General features: G+C 67.5%; 15 protein-coding genes. 9 read left to right on the top strand and 6 right to left on the bottom strand.

The genetic code is table 11. The features are described from left to right. Nucleotides 1–176: 176 nt before the first annotated feature. Nucleotides 177–458, top strand: coding sequence for a hypothetical protein (locus tag BMZ69_RS13420; RefSeq protein WP_092157292.1), 282 nt, complete (start codon nucleotides 177–179; stop codon nucleotides 456–458). A 186-nt stretch (nucleotides 459–644) separates the two neighbouring features. On the opposite strand, the gene cueR is transcribed toward BMZ69_RS13420, so the two are convergent. After that, nucleotides 645–1,037 carry a Cu(I)-responsive transcriptional regulator gene (cueR, locus tag BMZ69_RS13415; protein ID WP_092157272.1) on the bottom strand — a complete coding sequence of 131 codons (393 nt, stop codon included), beginning with the start codon at nucleotides 1,035–1,037 and terminating at the stop codon, nucleotides 645–647. Further along, nucleotides 1,034–3,577 (bottom strand): heavy metal translocating P-type ATPase, encoded by a 2,544-nt coding sequence (locus BMZ69_RS13410; RefSeq protein ID WP_244543356.1) that lies wholly within the window; start codon nucleotides 3,575–3,577, stop codon nucleotides 1,034–1,036. The genes cueR and BMZ69_RS13410 overlap by 4 nt, the downstream gene beginning before the upstream one ends. 182 nt (nucleotides 3,578–3,759) lie before the next feature. Between BMZ69_RS13410 and BMZ69_RS13405 the strand changes: the two genes are divergently transcribed. Next, nucleotides 3,760–4,500 (top strand): 2OG-Fe(II) oxygenase, encoded by a 741-nt coding sequence (locus BMZ69_RS13405; RefSeq protein WP_092157271.1) that lies wholly within the window; start codon nucleotides 3,760–3,762, stop codon nucleotides 4,498–4,500. A gap of 9 nt (nucleotides 4,501–4,509) precedes the next feature. Here BMZ69_RS13405 and BMZ69_RS13400 read toward each other — a convergent pair whose 3' ends face one another. The 4 genes from BMZ69_RS13400 to BMZ69_RS13385 form a co-directional block, all read right to left on the bottom strand. Further along, nucleotides 4,510–4,956, bottom strand: a complete 447-nt coding sequence (locus tag BMZ69_RS13400) for an NUDIX hydrolase (RefSeq protein ID WP_244543355.1) — start codon at nucleotides 4,954–4,956, stop codon at nucleotides 4,510–4,512. A gap of 167 nt (nucleotides 4,957–5,123) precedes the next feature. Continuing rightward, a complete protein-coding gene (locus BMZ69_RS13395) occupies nucleotides 5,124–5,513 on the bottom strand; it encodes a c-type cytochrome (RefSeq protein ID WP_092157547.1) in 390 nt (129 codons plus the stop codon). Nucleotides 5,514–5,606: 93 nt separating this feature from the next. Then, nucleotides 5,607–6,476 (bottom strand): alpha/beta fold hydrolase, encoded by an 870-nt coding sequence (locus BMZ69_RS13390; protein WP_092157264.1) that lies wholly within the window; start codon nucleotides 6,474–6,476, stop codon nucleotides 5,607–5,609. A gap of 313 nt (nucleotides 6,477–6,789) precedes the next feature. After that, nucleotides 6,790–7,377 (bottom strand): helix-turn-helix domain-containing protein, encoded by a 588-nt coding sequence (locus tag BMZ69_RS13385; protein ID WP_092157255.1) that lies wholly within the window; start codon nucleotides 7,375–7,377, stop codon nucleotides 6,790–6,792. 136 nt (nucleotides 7,378–7,513) lie between these two features. On the opposite strand from BMZ69_RS13385, the gene BMZ69_RS13380 reads away from it, so the two are divergent. The 7 genes from BMZ69_RS13380 (at nucleotide 7,514) to BMZ69_RS13350 (ending at nucleotide 14,481) form a co-directional block, all read left to right on the top strand. Beyond that, on the top strand, nucleotides 7,514–8,269 hold the full coding sequence (locus BMZ69_RS13380; RefSeq protein WP_092157253.1) for an ABC transporter substrate-binding protein: 756 nt from the start codon (nucleotides 7,514–7,516) through the stop codon (nucleotides 8,267–8,269). Nucleotides 8,270–8,357: 88 nt separating this feature from the next. Continuing rightward, nucleotides 8,358–9,020, top strand: a complete 663-nt coding sequence (locus tag BMZ69_RS13375; RefSeq protein WP_092157252.1) for an amino acid ABC transporter permease — start codon at nucleotides 8,358–8,360, stop codon at nucleotides 9,018–9,020. Further along, nucleotides 9,017–9,748 carry an amino acid ABC transporter ATP-binding protein gene (locus BMZ69_RS13370; RefSeq protein ID WP_092157250.1) on the top strand — a complete coding sequence of 244 codons (732 nt, stop codon included), beginning with the start codon at nucleotides 9,017–9,019 and terminating at the stop codon, nucleotides 9,746–9,748. The genes BMZ69_RS13375 and BMZ69_RS13370 overlap by 4 nt, the downstream gene beginning before the upstream one ends. 10 nt (nucleotides 9,749–9,758) lie before the next feature. Continuing rightward, nucleotides 9,759–11,060, top strand: a complete 1,302-nt coding sequence (locus BMZ69_RS13365) for an NAD(P)/FAD-dependent oxidoreductase (RefSeq protein WP_092157243.1) — start codon at nucleotides 9,759–9,761, stop codon at nucleotides 11,058–11,060. 31 nt (nucleotides 11,061–11,091) lie between these two features. Then, on the top strand, nucleotides 11,092–12,636 hold the full coding sequence (locus tag BMZ69_RS13360; RefSeq protein WP_092157241.1) for a xylulokinase: 1,545 nt from the start codon (nucleotides 11,092–11,094) through the stop codon (nucleotides 12,634–12,636). A 121-nt stretch (nucleotides 12,637–12,757) separates the two neighbouring features. Then, entirely contained in the window at nucleotides 12,758–13,537 is a 780-nt protein-coding gene (locus BMZ69_RS13355; RefSeq protein ID WP_175506795.1) for an SDR family NAD(P)-dependent oxidoreductase, read from the top strand. Between the two features lie 2 nt (nucleotides 13,538–13,539). Then, nucleotides 13,540–14,481 carry an ABC transporter permease gene (locus BMZ69_RS13350; protein ID WP_092157238.1) on the top strand — a complete coding sequence of 314 codons (942 nt, stop codon included), beginning with the start codon at nucleotides 13,540–13,542 and terminating at the stop codon, nucleotides 14,479–14,481. Nucleotides 14,482–14,510: the final 29 nt, after the last annotated feature.

The following is a 14,510-nucleotide window of genomic DNA, read 5'->3' as shown; positions in this document are numbered from 1 at the left end:
GAACACTCCGATCGGAACCGGCTCTGAGGGCGACAATCTCCTTTCGGTTTTAGGCATTCCAAAGGCGCAAACCGCATGCCAACTCGCTCTGCGATTGTTGCATTGCAGAGAATAATTCGCGCAATCTTGTGCAGTGCACAATAAGTGTTATTTTAGGCATCCAAGGAGCCATCAAGATGCCCGAATACAAGAATCCTCCCCCGCGCGTCCTGCGCCCCCGCGTCGAGCTGCCGACCCTCGAGGAGGCGGTGACCGCGGCGCAGTGCATGAGCGATTCGCCGGATCAGCAGGCCGAACTCGCCGCCCAGCTGATGGGCGTGCCTGTCGCCGAGGTCGTGCCGCTGATCCGCAAGGCCGCGCACCGCACCACCGTGATGACGCCGAACCGCTCGGTCGTCGTGGTCCGCCGTCCGGCCCGCACCTTCTCACCGCGCCTCGCCGAGGCGATGCGGCGCTGAACGGCGCAGCCGACCACGCCTTAAAGCATTTCTGTGTTTCTCTGAATCACGGAAATGCTCTAGGCCTTTGTTTTATCGCATTTTTTTACGCGAACCGGTATCCACTTCGCTTGAAAATGCTCCAGTTCTGCCCATTGCGAACGCCGGAAGCCTGGAAGGGCCTCCGGCGTTTTGCGTTGCGGGGTCTCAGCTCGCCGAGCCGATCTTGTCGAGGATCGGGCAATCCGGCCGCTGGTCGCCATGGCAATGGCTGGCGAGGTGGCGCAACGTCGCCGCCATCGCCTGCAATGCAGCGGCTTTCTCTTCCAGTTCGGCGACATGCTTCAGCGCCAGCGACTTCACATCGGCGCTCGCCCGCGAGCGGTCGCGCCAGAGCGCCAGCAGCGAGCCCGTCTCCTCGACCGAGAAGCCGAGGCTGCGGGCCCGGCGCACGAAGCGCAGTGTGTGGACGTTCGGCTCGGCATAGACCCGATAGCCCGATTGCGAGCGCGCCGGCGGCTCGATCAGCCCGATCTGCTCGTAATAGCGGATCATCTTGGCGCTGACGCCGGAAGCCTCGGCGGCTTGTCCGATGTTCATCCCATCCTCCCGAAGGCAGTGGCCGGGGTAGCGCCCGGCCCGGTCGCTGTGGTGTCCTGCCGCACCGCGAAGCGGCGCAGCCGGAGCGCGTTGGCCAGCACGCTGACGCTGGAGAAGGCCATGGCGAAGCTGGCGAAGACCGGCGACATCAGCACGCCCCAGAGCGGGTAGAGCGCGCCGGCCGCAACCGGGATCAGCAGCACATTATAGCCGAAGGCCCAGCCGAGATTTTGGCGGATGTTCGTCATCGTCGCCTTGGAGAGGCCGATCGCCTCCGGCACATGGGTGAGATCGCCGGAGATCAGCACGATGTCGGCGCTCTCGATCGCAATGTCGGTGCCGGCGCCCATGGCGATGCCGATATCGGCCTGGGCCAGAGCCGGGGCGTCGTTGATGCCGTCGCCGACGAAGGCGACCTTGGCGCCGCCCTCCTGCAGGCGCTGGACGATCGCCGCCTTGTCGGTCGGCAGCACTTCGGCCTCGACCGCGTCGATGCCGAGGCGGGCTGCAATCGCTTCGGCGGTGGCCCGGTTGTCGCCGGTCACCATGACGATGCGCAGGCCGAGCGCCTTGAGAGTCGAGATCGCAGCCGGTGTCCCGGGCTTGATCTGGTCGGCCACGGCGACGAGGCCGGCGAGCCTGCCGTCGATCGCGACATAGAGCGGGCTCTCGCCGTCGCGGGCGAAGGCGGCAGCCTTGTCAGCCAGGTCGCCGAGCGCGACGCTGTGCTGCGCCATCAGCTTCTGCGAGCCGACGAGTATCTCGCGGCTTTCGACACGGGCGGAGATGCCGAGGCCGGGCTCGGCCGCGAAGCCAGTGGCCGGTGCGAGCGCAAGGCCACGCCGCTTCGCTTCCGCGATGATCGCCTCTGCGGAGGGGTGCTCGGAGGCGCTCTCGGCGGAGGCGGCGAGGCGCAAGGCCTCGTCTTCCGCAAATCCCGCGGCAACAACGAAATGGGTCACCTCGGGCCGGCCCTTGGTCAGCGTTCCCGTCTTGTCGAATGCGATGGTCGAAACCTCGCTCAGGCCCTGCAGCGCCGCGCCCTGGCTGAACAGGATGCCCAGCTCGGCGGCGCGGCCGGTGCCGACCATGATCGATGTCGGCGTCGCCAGGCCCATGGCGCACGGACAGGCGACGATCAGCACCGCGACGGCGTTGACGAGCGCGTAGGTCAAAGCGGGCGAGGGACCGAAGGCGAGCCAGGCCGCGAAGGTCAAAAGCGCGACGGCGATCACGGCCGGCACGAACCAGTTGGTGACGCGGTCGACCAGCGCCTGGATCGGCAGCTTGGCGCCTTGCGCCTGCTCGACCATGCGCAGGATCTGGGCGAGCAAGGTATCGGCGCCGACCTTCTCCGCCCGGAAGCGCAGCGCGCCGTTCCGGTTGATCGTGCCGCCGATCACGGCCGAGCCGACGCTCTTATGGGCGGGAGCCGGCTCGCCGGTCACCATGGCTTCGTCGACATGGGACGCGCCGTCGACGACCTCGCCATCGACCGGGATCTTCTCGCCCGGCCGGACCAGCACGAGGTCGCCGACCCGGACATGCTCGATCGCGATCTCGCTCTCGACGCCGTCGCGCAGCACGCGGGCCGAGCGCGCCTGCAATTGCACCAGCCGCTTGATCGCCTCGCTGGTGCGGCCCTTGGCGCGGGCCTCGAACCAGCGCCCGAGCAGGATCAGCGTGACGATCACTGCGCCTGTCTCGAAATAGGTGTAGTCCGTTCCGGCCGGCAGCCAGCCGGGCACGAAGGTCGCGACCACCGAATAGGCATAGGCCGCGCCGGCGCCGAGCATGACCAGCGCGTTCATGTCGGGTGCGCCGCGCAGAAGCGCCGGCCAGCCCTTCAGGAAGAAGCGCAGGCCCGGTCCGAACAGCACGATGGTGGTGAGGCCGAAGGCGAGGAGCTTCAGCACGAAGGCGTCGATGCGGGCATGGAGCCAGTGATGGAAGGCCTCGCTCAGATGCGGACCCATCTCGAGGATCATCAGCGGCAGGGTCGCCAGCGCCGCGACGACGACCGAGCGGCCGAGCGCGGCCTGCTCCGCCTGGCGGCGTGCGGCGGCGGCATCGCCGTCGTCGCTGCGCCCCTCGTCGAGGGGCCGAGCTTCATAGCCTGCAACCGTGACCGCCGCGACGAGCGCCGGCGTGATGCCGCCATCGGCCGCCCGCACAGTCGCCCGCTCGGTCGCGAGATTGACCTGCGCGCTCAAGACGCCCGGCACGGCGCGCAGCGCCTTCTCGACCCGGCCGACGCAGGACGCGCAGGTCATGCCGGAGATCGCCAGGGTGATGTCCGTCGCGCGCGGTTCGTAGCCGGCGCCGCGGATCGCATCGGCGACCGCGCTGGTGTCGGCACCGGCGAGCGTCACGCGCGCCTTGCCGGTCGCGAGGTTGACCGCGGCTCCGCCGACCCCCGGGACGGCGGCGATCGCCTTCTCGACCCGGCCGACACAGGACGCGCAGGTCATCCCGTCGACCGGAATATCGATCACGCTGGGTCCGGTTGCAGGCGTTTCATGCTTCGCATGCATCGTCATGACGCATCATCTTCCTTCTCTTGCTGGAAGATGGCTACACCTTCCCATCATGGGAAGGTCAAGCGGTTGTTTTTCGGCAACGGAGCTGGTTCGTCCAGCGACCGGCGAGACAGAAACCGGGTGTCGCCAGCCGGCCGCCGGGCGTTTCATCGCCGCCCGGGGATCGGCGAAGGAATTGGACGATGGCGACCACAGCGATCGGCAGCGCAAGAGTGCAATCGATCGAAGAGCGCGTGGCTGCGCTCGACTGGCAGGGGATCGAGAGCGAGCTGGACGAGCATGGTGTCGGCTTGACTGGTCCGTTGCTCGACGCTGGCGCCTGCGCTGCGCTGCGCGACCTCTATGGCGAGCCCGGGCATTTCCGCAGCCGCATCGTCATGGCGCGCCACGGCTTCGGACGCGGCGAATATCAGTACTTCGCCCATCCGCTGCCTGAGGCGATCGCGGCGCTGCGACCACTGATCTATACCCGGCTCGCGCCGATCGCCAATCGTTGGAACGCTTCGCTCGGAATCGACCAGCGCTATCCAGGCGCGCTCGACGACTTCCTCGCGCTCTGTCATGCGCGAGGCCAGGAGCGGCCGACGCCCTTGCTGCTGAAATACGGCGCCGGCGACTACAACTGCCTGCATCAGGATCTCTATGGCGACCTGTTCTTCCCGTTCCAGATGGTGATCTTGCTATCTGAGCCGGGCCGCGACTTCACCGGCGGCGAATTCACCGTGGTCGAGCAGCGCCCGCGCATGCAGTCCCGGCCGGAGGTCGTGCCGCTACGGCAGGGCGAGGCGGCGATCTTCGCCGTGCAGCATCGGCCGGTGCAGGGAACGCGCGGAACCTATCGCGTCAACCTGCGCCATGGCGTCAGCCGGGTGCGCTCCGGCGAGCGCTACACGACCGGGCTGATCTTCCACGATGCGCGCTGAGGGGCTGCTTCAGGCCTCGTCCAGCTTCAGGCCGCGGATGATCGCACCGAGCGCTGGTTCGTCGACGAGGTCGGCGGCGTCGGCCTGGGTGAACCATTGGCAGCGGCGTTGTTCCTGCTCGGGCCAGGTCGGCAGCTGTTCCGCCACCGCGAGCAGATGGAGCCTGACCTTGCACAGCACGAAATCGCGGGTGCGCCGTTTCCAATAGGTGTAGCGGCCAACCGGCTTCTTGCTGATCTCACCGACGAGCCCGGCTTCCTCCATGGCTTCGCGCGCAGCGGCTTCATGCCCCTTCAGCCCGCGGATCGGCCAGCCTTTCGGCACGATCCAGCGCTGCGTCTCGCGGGTCGTCACCAGCATGATCTCGACGATGCCGTCGGGCCTGCGCCGGTAAGGTATAGCGCCGATCTGTACCTTCGGCTCCGCCGCTCGCTTGCCGGCTGCCGCCTTTGCCACTCTTGCCAACCTTCCATTCGCTGCCCAAGCGGCAGCATATGGTGATTCGCATACGAACTCGCCAGTGGATTCCATAGCCGGCAATTCTTTTCAGCGGATTGCGATGCAGACGCCGCAATCCGCTGGCTGCCCTCACGAATTGGCGTGCCGGGTCGCCCCTGCTCGTCTCAGAGCTTCTTGCCGTCTTTGTCGAACTGCTTGAGGAAGGCGGTGAGGTCCGCGATTTCCTTCTCGTTCTTGATGCCGGCGAAGACCATCTTGGTGCCGGGGATCTTGGCCCGGGGATCCTTGATGTACTCGGCGAAGACGGCCTCGTCCCAGGTGATGTTGGCGCCCTTGTTGGCGGTCGAATAGCTGTAGCCCTCGACCGCGCCGGTGTGCCGGCCGAACAGGCCGTTGAGCTGCGGTCCGACCAGGTTCTTGGCGCCTTCGCCGATCTGGTGGCAGGCCCGGCACTTGTTCCACGAACGCTCGCCGGCCGAGACGTCCTGCGCCGAGGCAGGGAACGCGGCGAAGGCGGCGAAGGCAAGCAGTGCGGCCGGGGCGATCAGTCTCATGGGCAGCCTCATAGGGTCGGTTCTTTTCAGCTTAGACCCTTTCTGAGATAGCGCAGCCTGTCCCCTGGGATACAGGACAGTTCGTCGCGGCTGCTACAGGGCGCCGATCCACTCGGCGACATTGGCGGTGAAGGCATCGGGGCGCGAGATCGGAAAGTAATGCCCGCCCGTATCGAGCAGGGTCTTGCGGGCTCCGGGCATGGCCGCGGCGAGTTCCTCCTGGAGGAAAGCAGGGACGATCATGTCGTCGCGCGCGCCAAGGATCAGTGTCGGCGCAGCGATCTCTCCGGCCCACCTCGAAGCGTCGAAGGCGCGCAGTGCGCCGATCCGTTCGCGCACGATCTGCTTCGCTTCGGGTGTGTCCGGCGCGGTCGCGACCGCTGTCTCGTACACGCTCCAGTGCGCTTCGAGCCAGGTTGGCGGATAGGTCATCAACGCCGCGCTCGCCGCATAAGCGCGCGGATGCTGGTCGAGGATGGCGAGGCGGGTTTCGAACAGCGCGGTCATGTAGCGGTTCTGCTTCAGCCAGCTGCCGCTGACGATGAGCCCGTCGAAGCGGTCCGGCGCCTGGCGCGCCAGCGACAGACCGATGCAGCCACCCGTCGAGTGCCCGAGCACTGTGGCGCGCTCGACGCCGGCGGCGTCCAGCACGGCGAGACAGTCCTTGGCGAGCTGATCGATCGTGCAGGGGGCGCTGCCACGATCGCTGGAGCCGATGCCGCGCTGGTCGAAGCGCAGCACCTGGAAGGAACGGGCGAGCGTCGCGGCATTGTCGTCCCAGAAGGCGGTGCTGCCGGCGAGCCCGCTGACCAGCAGCAACGGTCGGCCCTGGCCCTGTGACAGGGCATGCAGCGTCGCGCCATCCGGCAGAGGCACCCGGAACTCGCCGTTGACCGCAACCCCTCCGGTCGTGCTCGAAGCCGCGTCGGAAGGCTCGTGCTGGTGCCGTCGCGCTTGTGTCATGGCTGCTTGTCCTCTGGCGCGGTCGGGCTGTCTGTCGGGCAGGATAGGCGGGATCGTTCGGCGCGTGAGTGCGCGGCGCCTTGACCTGGATCAAACCGCATTTGCGTCGCGATGGCTCGCGAGGAGCCGAGCGGGACGGTCCCATTGGCGGCTAGCCCTGCCATGCCGATCTCCCTTGCGTTTCCCCTGGCCAATGATCGCGCCGGGGGAGGCGGTGTTGTCCAGCCGCCTTTCTTCATGGCGGCATTGGCTTAGACGCAGAGCGGGGCTGCTGAAAAGGGCTTTGTCATGCGTCTGACGCAGGCGATGCCGGCTACAGGCAGTTGACCCAGAGCACGCGGGTGACGCCGTCATGCTGATTGGCGAAGCGGTGCGGCCGCGATGAGAGGAAGCGGAAGCTGTCGCCCTCGCGCATCACCCAGCTCTCGTTCTCGACATTGAGCAGCATGGTTCCGCTGAGCACGAGGCCGGCTTCCTCGCCATGATGGATATAGTGCTCGTCGCCGGTGCTGGCGCCCGGCTCCATCTCGACGATGAACAGGTTGAGCCTGGCACCCTCGGCCTGCGGGGTCAGCAATTGCTTGCGGATGCCGGAGCGCCAGAGCTGCAATTCGCCGCGATCGGCCTGGCGGACGATGGTCGCGGTCGGATCGTCCTGGCGCGCAACGGCCGGGAACAAGTCCGAGATCGCTGTGCCGAGCGCATCGGCGACGGCGGCGAGCACGCGCAATGTGGGCGAGGACAGGCCGCGCTCGATCTGGCTGAGGAAGCCGATCGACAGGCCGGTGCGGCTCGCGAGCTCCTCCAGCGACAGCCGGCGCGCGCGCCGGAGCTGGCGCAGCCGCGCCCCGATCTCGCGGTCGACATGCAGATGCGGCAGGTCGGCGGCAGGCAGGCTCATTGCGATTCCTTCTTCGTCTTTTTCATGTGCATGAAAATCGCTTGCCGGCAAGGCCGCTCTATGCTCGTATCTTCATGCTCATGAAAATTCGAGCCGGCGCCTCACTGGGTGCACGGACAAATGAGGGGACATTGCCATGGAACGCCGGACCTTTCTGACCCTATTGGCCGGAGGCGCCGTCGCCGCGTCTGTCTCGCCGGCCGCCGCCCAGTCCGTCCTCAAGGTCGGCTCGACCCCGACCGGCATCCCCTTCACCTTCCTGGACACCAAGACCAGCACGATCGAAGGCGTGATGGTCGACCTGATCAGGGAGGTCGGCAAGGAGGCCGGCTTCAAGGTCGAGGTCGAGGGCATGCAGTTCTCCACTCTGATAGCCGGTCTGACCAGCAACAAGATCGATCTGATCGCGGCCGCCATGTACATCACCCCGGCGCGCAAGGAGGCGATCGACTTCTCCGATCCGATCTACACCTATGGCGAGGGCCTGATGGTGCCGAAATCGGACGCCAAGGACTACAAGTCGGTCGACGAGCTCAAGGGCTATGTCGTCGGGGCCCAGGTCGGCACCGCCTATGTCGAGCCGCTGCAAAAGGGCGGCATCGTCTCCGAGGTCAAGATCTACAAGACCATCCCCGACATCCTCGCCGACGTGAATGCCGGCCGCATCCAGGCCGGCTTCGCCGACGGGCCGATCGTCGCCTACAATCTGCAGCAGGGCCTGTTCCCGCAGGTGCGGCTGGTGAAATCCTACCAGCCGATGTTCACCGGTTCGGTCGGCATCGGCGTGCGCAAGAGCGATGGCGAGCTCCTGAAGAAGGTCAACACGGCGCTCGCCAAGCTCAAGGCCGATGGCAGCCTCGCCAAGATCCTCGCCAAATGGGGTCTTGAATGAGCTCGCGCCCGGTGCGCTGACCTAAGCTCTCCATTCTTCATCGTGAGGCGGCGCCCGGCGCGCCGCCCGTTCGGATAGTTCGAGGCTCATGCAGACCATCCTGCGCGATGCCGGCACCTTCCTGCCGATCCTGCTCCAGGGCCTGAAGTTCACCATCCTGGTGACGCTCGGCTCGCTGGCGCTGTCCACCGTCCTGGGGCTGGTCTGGGCGCTGATGCGCGTCTCCGGCGTCGCCTGGCTCGCCTTCATCGCCAAGGTGATCGTCAACGTGCTGCGCGGCATCCCGATCCTGGTGCAGCTGTTCTACATCTACTTCGTCTTCCCCGAATTCGGCGTGGCATTGTCGGCGCTGCAGGCCTCGATCATCGGTCTCGGCATCGCCTATTCCGCCTATCATTCCGAGAATTTCCGCGCGGGCATCGAGGCGATCGATCATGGCCAGGTCGAAGCGGCCCAGTCGATCGGCATGGGCTGGTTCATGATGATGCGCCGGGTGATCCTGCCCCAGGCGATCAAGGTGATCCTGCCGCCCTACGGCAACATCATGATCATGATGCTGAAGGATTCCTCGCAGGCCTCGACCATCACCGTCGCCGAGCTGACGCTGCAGGGCCAGATCCTGGCCTCCTCGACCTTCAAGAACATGACGGTCTACACGCTGGTCGCGCTGCTCTACCTCTCGATGAGCCTGCCGCTGATCGCCTTCGTCGGCTGGCTGGAACGCCGCTTCGGCAAGGGAGCCAGGCGATGATCGAGCTCTCCGGCGTCACCAAGAGCTTTGGCTCCCATCAGGTGCTGAAAGGCATCACCGGCAGCGTCCAGCGCGGCGAGGTCGTCTGTCTGATCGGCCCGTCCGGCTCGGGCAAGTCGACGATCCTGCGCTGCATCAACGGGCTCGAATCCTATGATGGCGGCGCGATCACGGTCGACGGGGCGAAGGTCGATCGTGCCGACCGCTCGATCCAGGCCATCCGCACCGCCATGGCGATGGTGTTCCAGCGCTTCAACCTGTTCCCGCATCGGACTGCCCTCGAGAACGTCGTCGAGGGGCCGATCCATGTGAAGAAGGAGCCGGCCGCTGAAGCGCTGGCGCGTGGCCGCGATCTGCTCGCCCGCGTCGGCCTCGCCGACAAGTTCGGCGCCTATCCGGCCCAGCTCTCCGGCGGCCAGATGCAGCGCGTCGCCATCGCCCGTGCACTCGCCATGCAGCCCAAGGCGATCCTGTTCGACGAGCCGACCTCGGCGCTCGATCCTGAACTGGTCGGCGAGGTGCTCGGCGTGATGAAGAGCCTCGCCGAAGAGGGCATGACCATGCTGGTCGTCACCCATGAGATGGGTTTTGCCCGCGAGGTCGCCGACCGCGTCCTCTTCCTCGACGGCGGCGTCATCGTCGAGGAAGGCGCCGCCCGCGAGGTGCTGAGCGCGCCGCGCAATCCGCGCACGCAGGATTTTTTGCGCCGCGTGCTCAAGCCGATCTGAGGAGGCCACGATGGCAGAGCCCTTCCCGCTGCAGCCCTCGCTCTGGCACGCCACCGCCCCGGCGGCTGCGCAGACGCCGCCGCTCGCCGGCGATGCCCGCGCCGATGTCTGCATCGTCGGTGCCGGCTATGCCGGTCTCTCGACGGCATTGCATCTCGCCGAGGCCGGCGTCTCCGTCGTCGTGCTGGAAGCGCGCGAACCGGGCTGGGGCGCGTCGGGCCGCAATGGCGGGCAGGTCATCCCCGGCATCAAATACGATCCCAGCGAGATCGTCTCCAAATATGGGCCGGAGGCCGGCGCAGCCCTGGTCTCCTTCGTCGGCTCGACCGCCGATCTCGTCTTCGGGCTGATCGAGAAGCACGGCATGGACGTTCCGCATCGCCGCGCCGGCTGGATTCAGGGCGCGCATACGCCGGCCATGGTCGAGACGGTGAAGCGTCGGGCCGACGAATGGGGCATGCGCGGCGTCGCCGCCCGCTATCTCGATGCCGATGCTGCCAGCCGCCTGCTCGGTACTGACCGCTATCTCGGCGGTTGGCTCGACCCGCGCGGCGGCGGCGTCCAGCCGCTCGCCTATGCCCGCGGCCTCGCCCGTACCGCGCTGAAAGCAGGCGCCGCGATCCACGGCCAGAGCCCGGTGACCGGCCTTCGTCGTGACGGTGGTAACTGGGTCGTGAGCACCGCGCAGGGCGCCAGCGTCACCGCGCCGCGCGTGGTGGTCGCGACCAATGGCTATACCGGCGACCTGATCCCGAAACTGCGCCAGACGGTGATCCGGCCGAACTCCTTCATCGTCGCGACCGAGCCGCTTTCCGACAATCTCGCCGGCACGATCCTGCCGGAGGGTCAGGTCACCTCCGACACCCGCCAGTTGTTGCTCTATTTCCGCAAGGACCACACCAACCGCTTGCTGATGGGCGGGCGCGGCCCGTTCCGCGAGCCGCAGAGCGCCGACGACTGGGCTCATCTCGAGCGCGTCGTCGGCAAGATGTACCCGGAGGCCAGGGACCTGCGCATCGATTATCGCTGGTGCGGCCGCGTCGCGCTGACCCGCGATTTCCTGCCGCATCTGCACGAGCCTGAGCCAGGCTTGCTCGTCGACATCGGCTGCATGGGCCGCGGCGTCGGCCTGCAGACGGCGATGGGCAGGGCGATGGCGCACTATCTCTCGACTGGCGACAGAGCGAGCCTGCCTTTCCCGGTGACCTCGATCACGCCGCTGCCATTGCATGCGCTGAACGAGCTCTACGTCTCCGCCATCATCGCCTGGTATCGCCTGACCGATGGCGGCATGAAGGACCGCGCCGCTTGACCGGCGCCGGTTCCTGACGCAGGGCGGGGACATGAGCATCGTCCTCGCCTGCGATCTCGGCGGCACCTCCTTTCGCGCCGCCCTCGTCGATGACACCGGCGCCGTTCGCGCCCAGCACGCCATTGCCGGGCCGGTGAGCCGCGACGACCGTTCGGGTGCTTCCGAAATCGAGCCCGACGCCTGGTGGTCCCTGCTGGTCGAGACCTGCGCAGGCTTGGCCGCCGAGGCTCCGGCGCTGTTCGAGGCGATCGAGGCGGTCGCGATCTGCGGCGTCACCCGCACCCAAATATTCCTCGATCGCGATGGCAACTCATTGCGACCGGCCATGACCTGGAAGGATACACGCGCCGACGCATGCGCGGCTCGCCTGCGCGAGAGGCTGGGTACGGCTCATCCGGAAAGCGCCGCGGTCAACGCCTTCCATCCGCTCGCCCGCCTCGCCTGGCTGCGCGAGCAGGAGCCGGAGGTTTTTGGCAGGCTCGCCTGCCTGCTCGAGCCGAAGGACTATCTGAATTTCCGCCTGACCGGTCGGCGGGCCAGCGACCGCGTCTCGCTGGCGCGCTTGCTGGCTGCGGCGAGCCCGCATGGCAGCCATGATCTGCTGGCTGCGGCCGGCATTCCCGTTACGATCCTGCCGGAGATGCTGGAGCCTTGGGAGCAGGTAGCGCCGGTCCAGCCCGGCCTGCCCGCGCCGCTCGATCGTCTCGCCGGCAAGCCGGTCTTCTGCGCCTCGAACGACACCTGGGCGGCGGTGGTCGGCCTCGGCGCCATGCGCGACGGCTTCGCCTACAATATCTCCGGCACCACCGAGGTGCTCGGCGTCGTCGGCCGCGAGCCGGCACGGGCGGAAGGCCTGTTGACCGTCGACTGGCGCGGGCTCTTCCAGCTCGGCGGCCCCAGCCAGACCGGCGCCGACACCGTCTCCTGGCTGCTCGCGCTGCTCGGACGCGATGATTCAGCCGTCGGGCAGGAGATCGATGCGCTGCTCGCGGCGCCGCGCCAGCCTCAGCCCCTGCTCTTCCTGCCCTACCTCCAGGGCGAGCGCGTGCCTTACTGGGACCCGTCCCTGCGCAGCGCGCTCGTCGGGCTGAACCGCCGGCATGGACCGACCGACCTGGCCTTCGCGGTGCTGGAGGGCGTCGCCTGCCTCAATCGCATCGTGCTGGAACGGGCCGAAGCGGCCATCGGCCGCGCGGCGACCGAAATCCGCTTCGGTGGAGGCGCTGCGGCCAATCCGGTCTGGAGCCAGATCAAGGCCGATCTCTGCGGCCGGCCGGTCGTCGTCGCAGCCTCCAGGGAGCCCGGTCTGCTCGGCGCGGCGATCATCGCCTTCGCGGGGCTCGGCCGCTTTGCTTCCCTTGCTGACGCGCAGCAGGCGCTCGTCAGCGTCGCGCGCCGGTTCGAGCCCGATCAAGCCCGCAAGCCGGCCTATGACGCGCTCTATACTCTGTTCCGCCGGGCCGAGGATGCGCTGGCGCCGATCTCCCGCGATCTCGTCGCTGCCGCGCAGAATGGCGGGACGCTCGCCGACCTCGCGCGCCATGCGTCTGCGATCGCGAGCCTGCACGCCGATTGACGTTGCGGCGGGTGAGCTGGCGTCTTACCCAATTGGAACCAGTTTCCAGAGAGAGGTCCATGTCACCTTCGCGCCGTTTCGCCGCGTTTCATCGCTCCGCCGTCATCGGCAAGGCCGGCTGATGCCGAAGCCCGTTACCCTGATCACCGGCGCCTCCGGCGGCATCGGCAGCGCACTCGCGATGACGCTGGCACCGGCGCACAGGCTCGTCCTCTCCGGGCTGGAGGGGGGCCCGCTGGTCGAGCTGGCGGAGCGTCTCCAGGCCGAGGGCGCGGACGTCGCCGCCATGACCGGCGATGTCCGCGACCGTGGCCTCGCCGGAGCGTTGGTCGAGCTCGCGGTAGAGCGCTTTGGCCAGCTCGACAATCTCGTCACCGGCGCCGGCGCCTCGCGGCCGGTGCCGCTGGTCGAGATGGAGGACGAGGAATGGGACAAGCTCGTCGACATCAACCTGTCGGCCGTCTTCCGCGTCTCCAAGGCTGCCGCCCGGCGCATGATCGAGCAGGGCGAGGGCGGGGCGATCGTCCACATCTCGTCGATCGCGCATAGCAACGGCGGCGCCAACCTTGCCTATGGCTCGGCCAAGGGCGGCGTGGCGACGCTGACCTATGGCATGGCCCAGCAGCTCGGCCGCCATGCCATCCGCGTCAACGCGGTCGCGCCGGGGATCATCGACACGCCGATGGTGCGCGGCGGCTTCGCCAGAGAGTTCAACGCGCTGGTCGAAGGAGCCTCGCAGCGTACCCCGCTTGGGCGGCTCGGCCGTCCCGAGGATGTTGCGGGCGTCATCGCCTTCCTGCTCTCGCCGGCGGCGGCCTTCGTCACCGGCGCGCTGATCCCGGTCACCGGCGGCATCGAGATCCTCTCGCCGATCTCGGCGATCGCCAAGGGAAACGCCTGACGATGCGCGAGATCATCGGCCGCTACGGCACCGCGCTCGCAGGCCTCGTCCTGATCGTCTTCTTCGTCGCCTTCGCGCCGAACTTCGCGACGACGATGAACGTCATCAACGTGCTGAAGGATACGAGCTTCCTCGCCATCCTGGCGCTCGGCTTCACGCTCGCCCTGATCGTCTCCGAACTCGACCTCTCGATCGCCGAGGTCGCGAGCCTGTCGGCCGTCGTCACCGGCTGGCTCATCCAGGGACAGCAGCATCCCGCGCTCGCCGTCACAGCGGGGCTGCTGGTCGGGCTCCTCTGCGGCGCGGCCAATGGCTATGGCGTCACGGTGCTGCGCGTGCCCTCGCTGATCATGACGCTCGGCATCGCGGCGATCGCCAAGGGCTTCGCCTTCATGATCACGCAGGGCGTCGCCTTCGTCGGGCGCTGGCCGACCGGCTTTACCGGGCTGGCGCGCGGCTACAGCTTCGGCATCCCCAATCTCGTGCTCTGGCTCACCGCCGTCACGCTCCTGACTTACGGCCTGATCAAATGGACCCGTACCGGCGCGCATATGGTCGCAACCGGCGAGGCTGACGAGGCGGCCCGGCTCTCCGGCATCGCCACCGCCAGGATGAAGCGTATCGGCCTTCTGCTGACCGGGCTGTGCGCCGGCATCACCGCCGTGCTGCTCGCCGCCAACCTGTCCTCGGCCGCGCCGAACATGGCCGGCGACTACCTGCTCTACGCCATCGCCGCCGTGCTGCTGGGGATGACCATGTTCGAGCCCGGCAAGCCGAACATTCCCGGCACCGTCTTCGCCGCTCTGGTGCTGAAGGTGCTCGGCAACGGCTTGGTGCTGATGGGCGCAGCCTATTACGTTCAGGACATCGTTCTCGGGGTCATCATCATCGGCTCGGTCGCCTTTTCGGCCAGCGCGTTGAAGAAGGCGGCGTTCAAGGTCTGACAGTTCACAAGGACAACGAGGGGAGAGGT

This window comes from Allobosea sp. CRIB-10, from assembly GCF_900112185.1.
Classification (GTDB): Bacteria; Pseudomonadota; Alphaproteobacteria; order Rhizobiales; family Beijerinckiaceae; genus Allobosea.
This window is presented reverse-complemented; position numbering and strand designations above follow the sequence as displayed.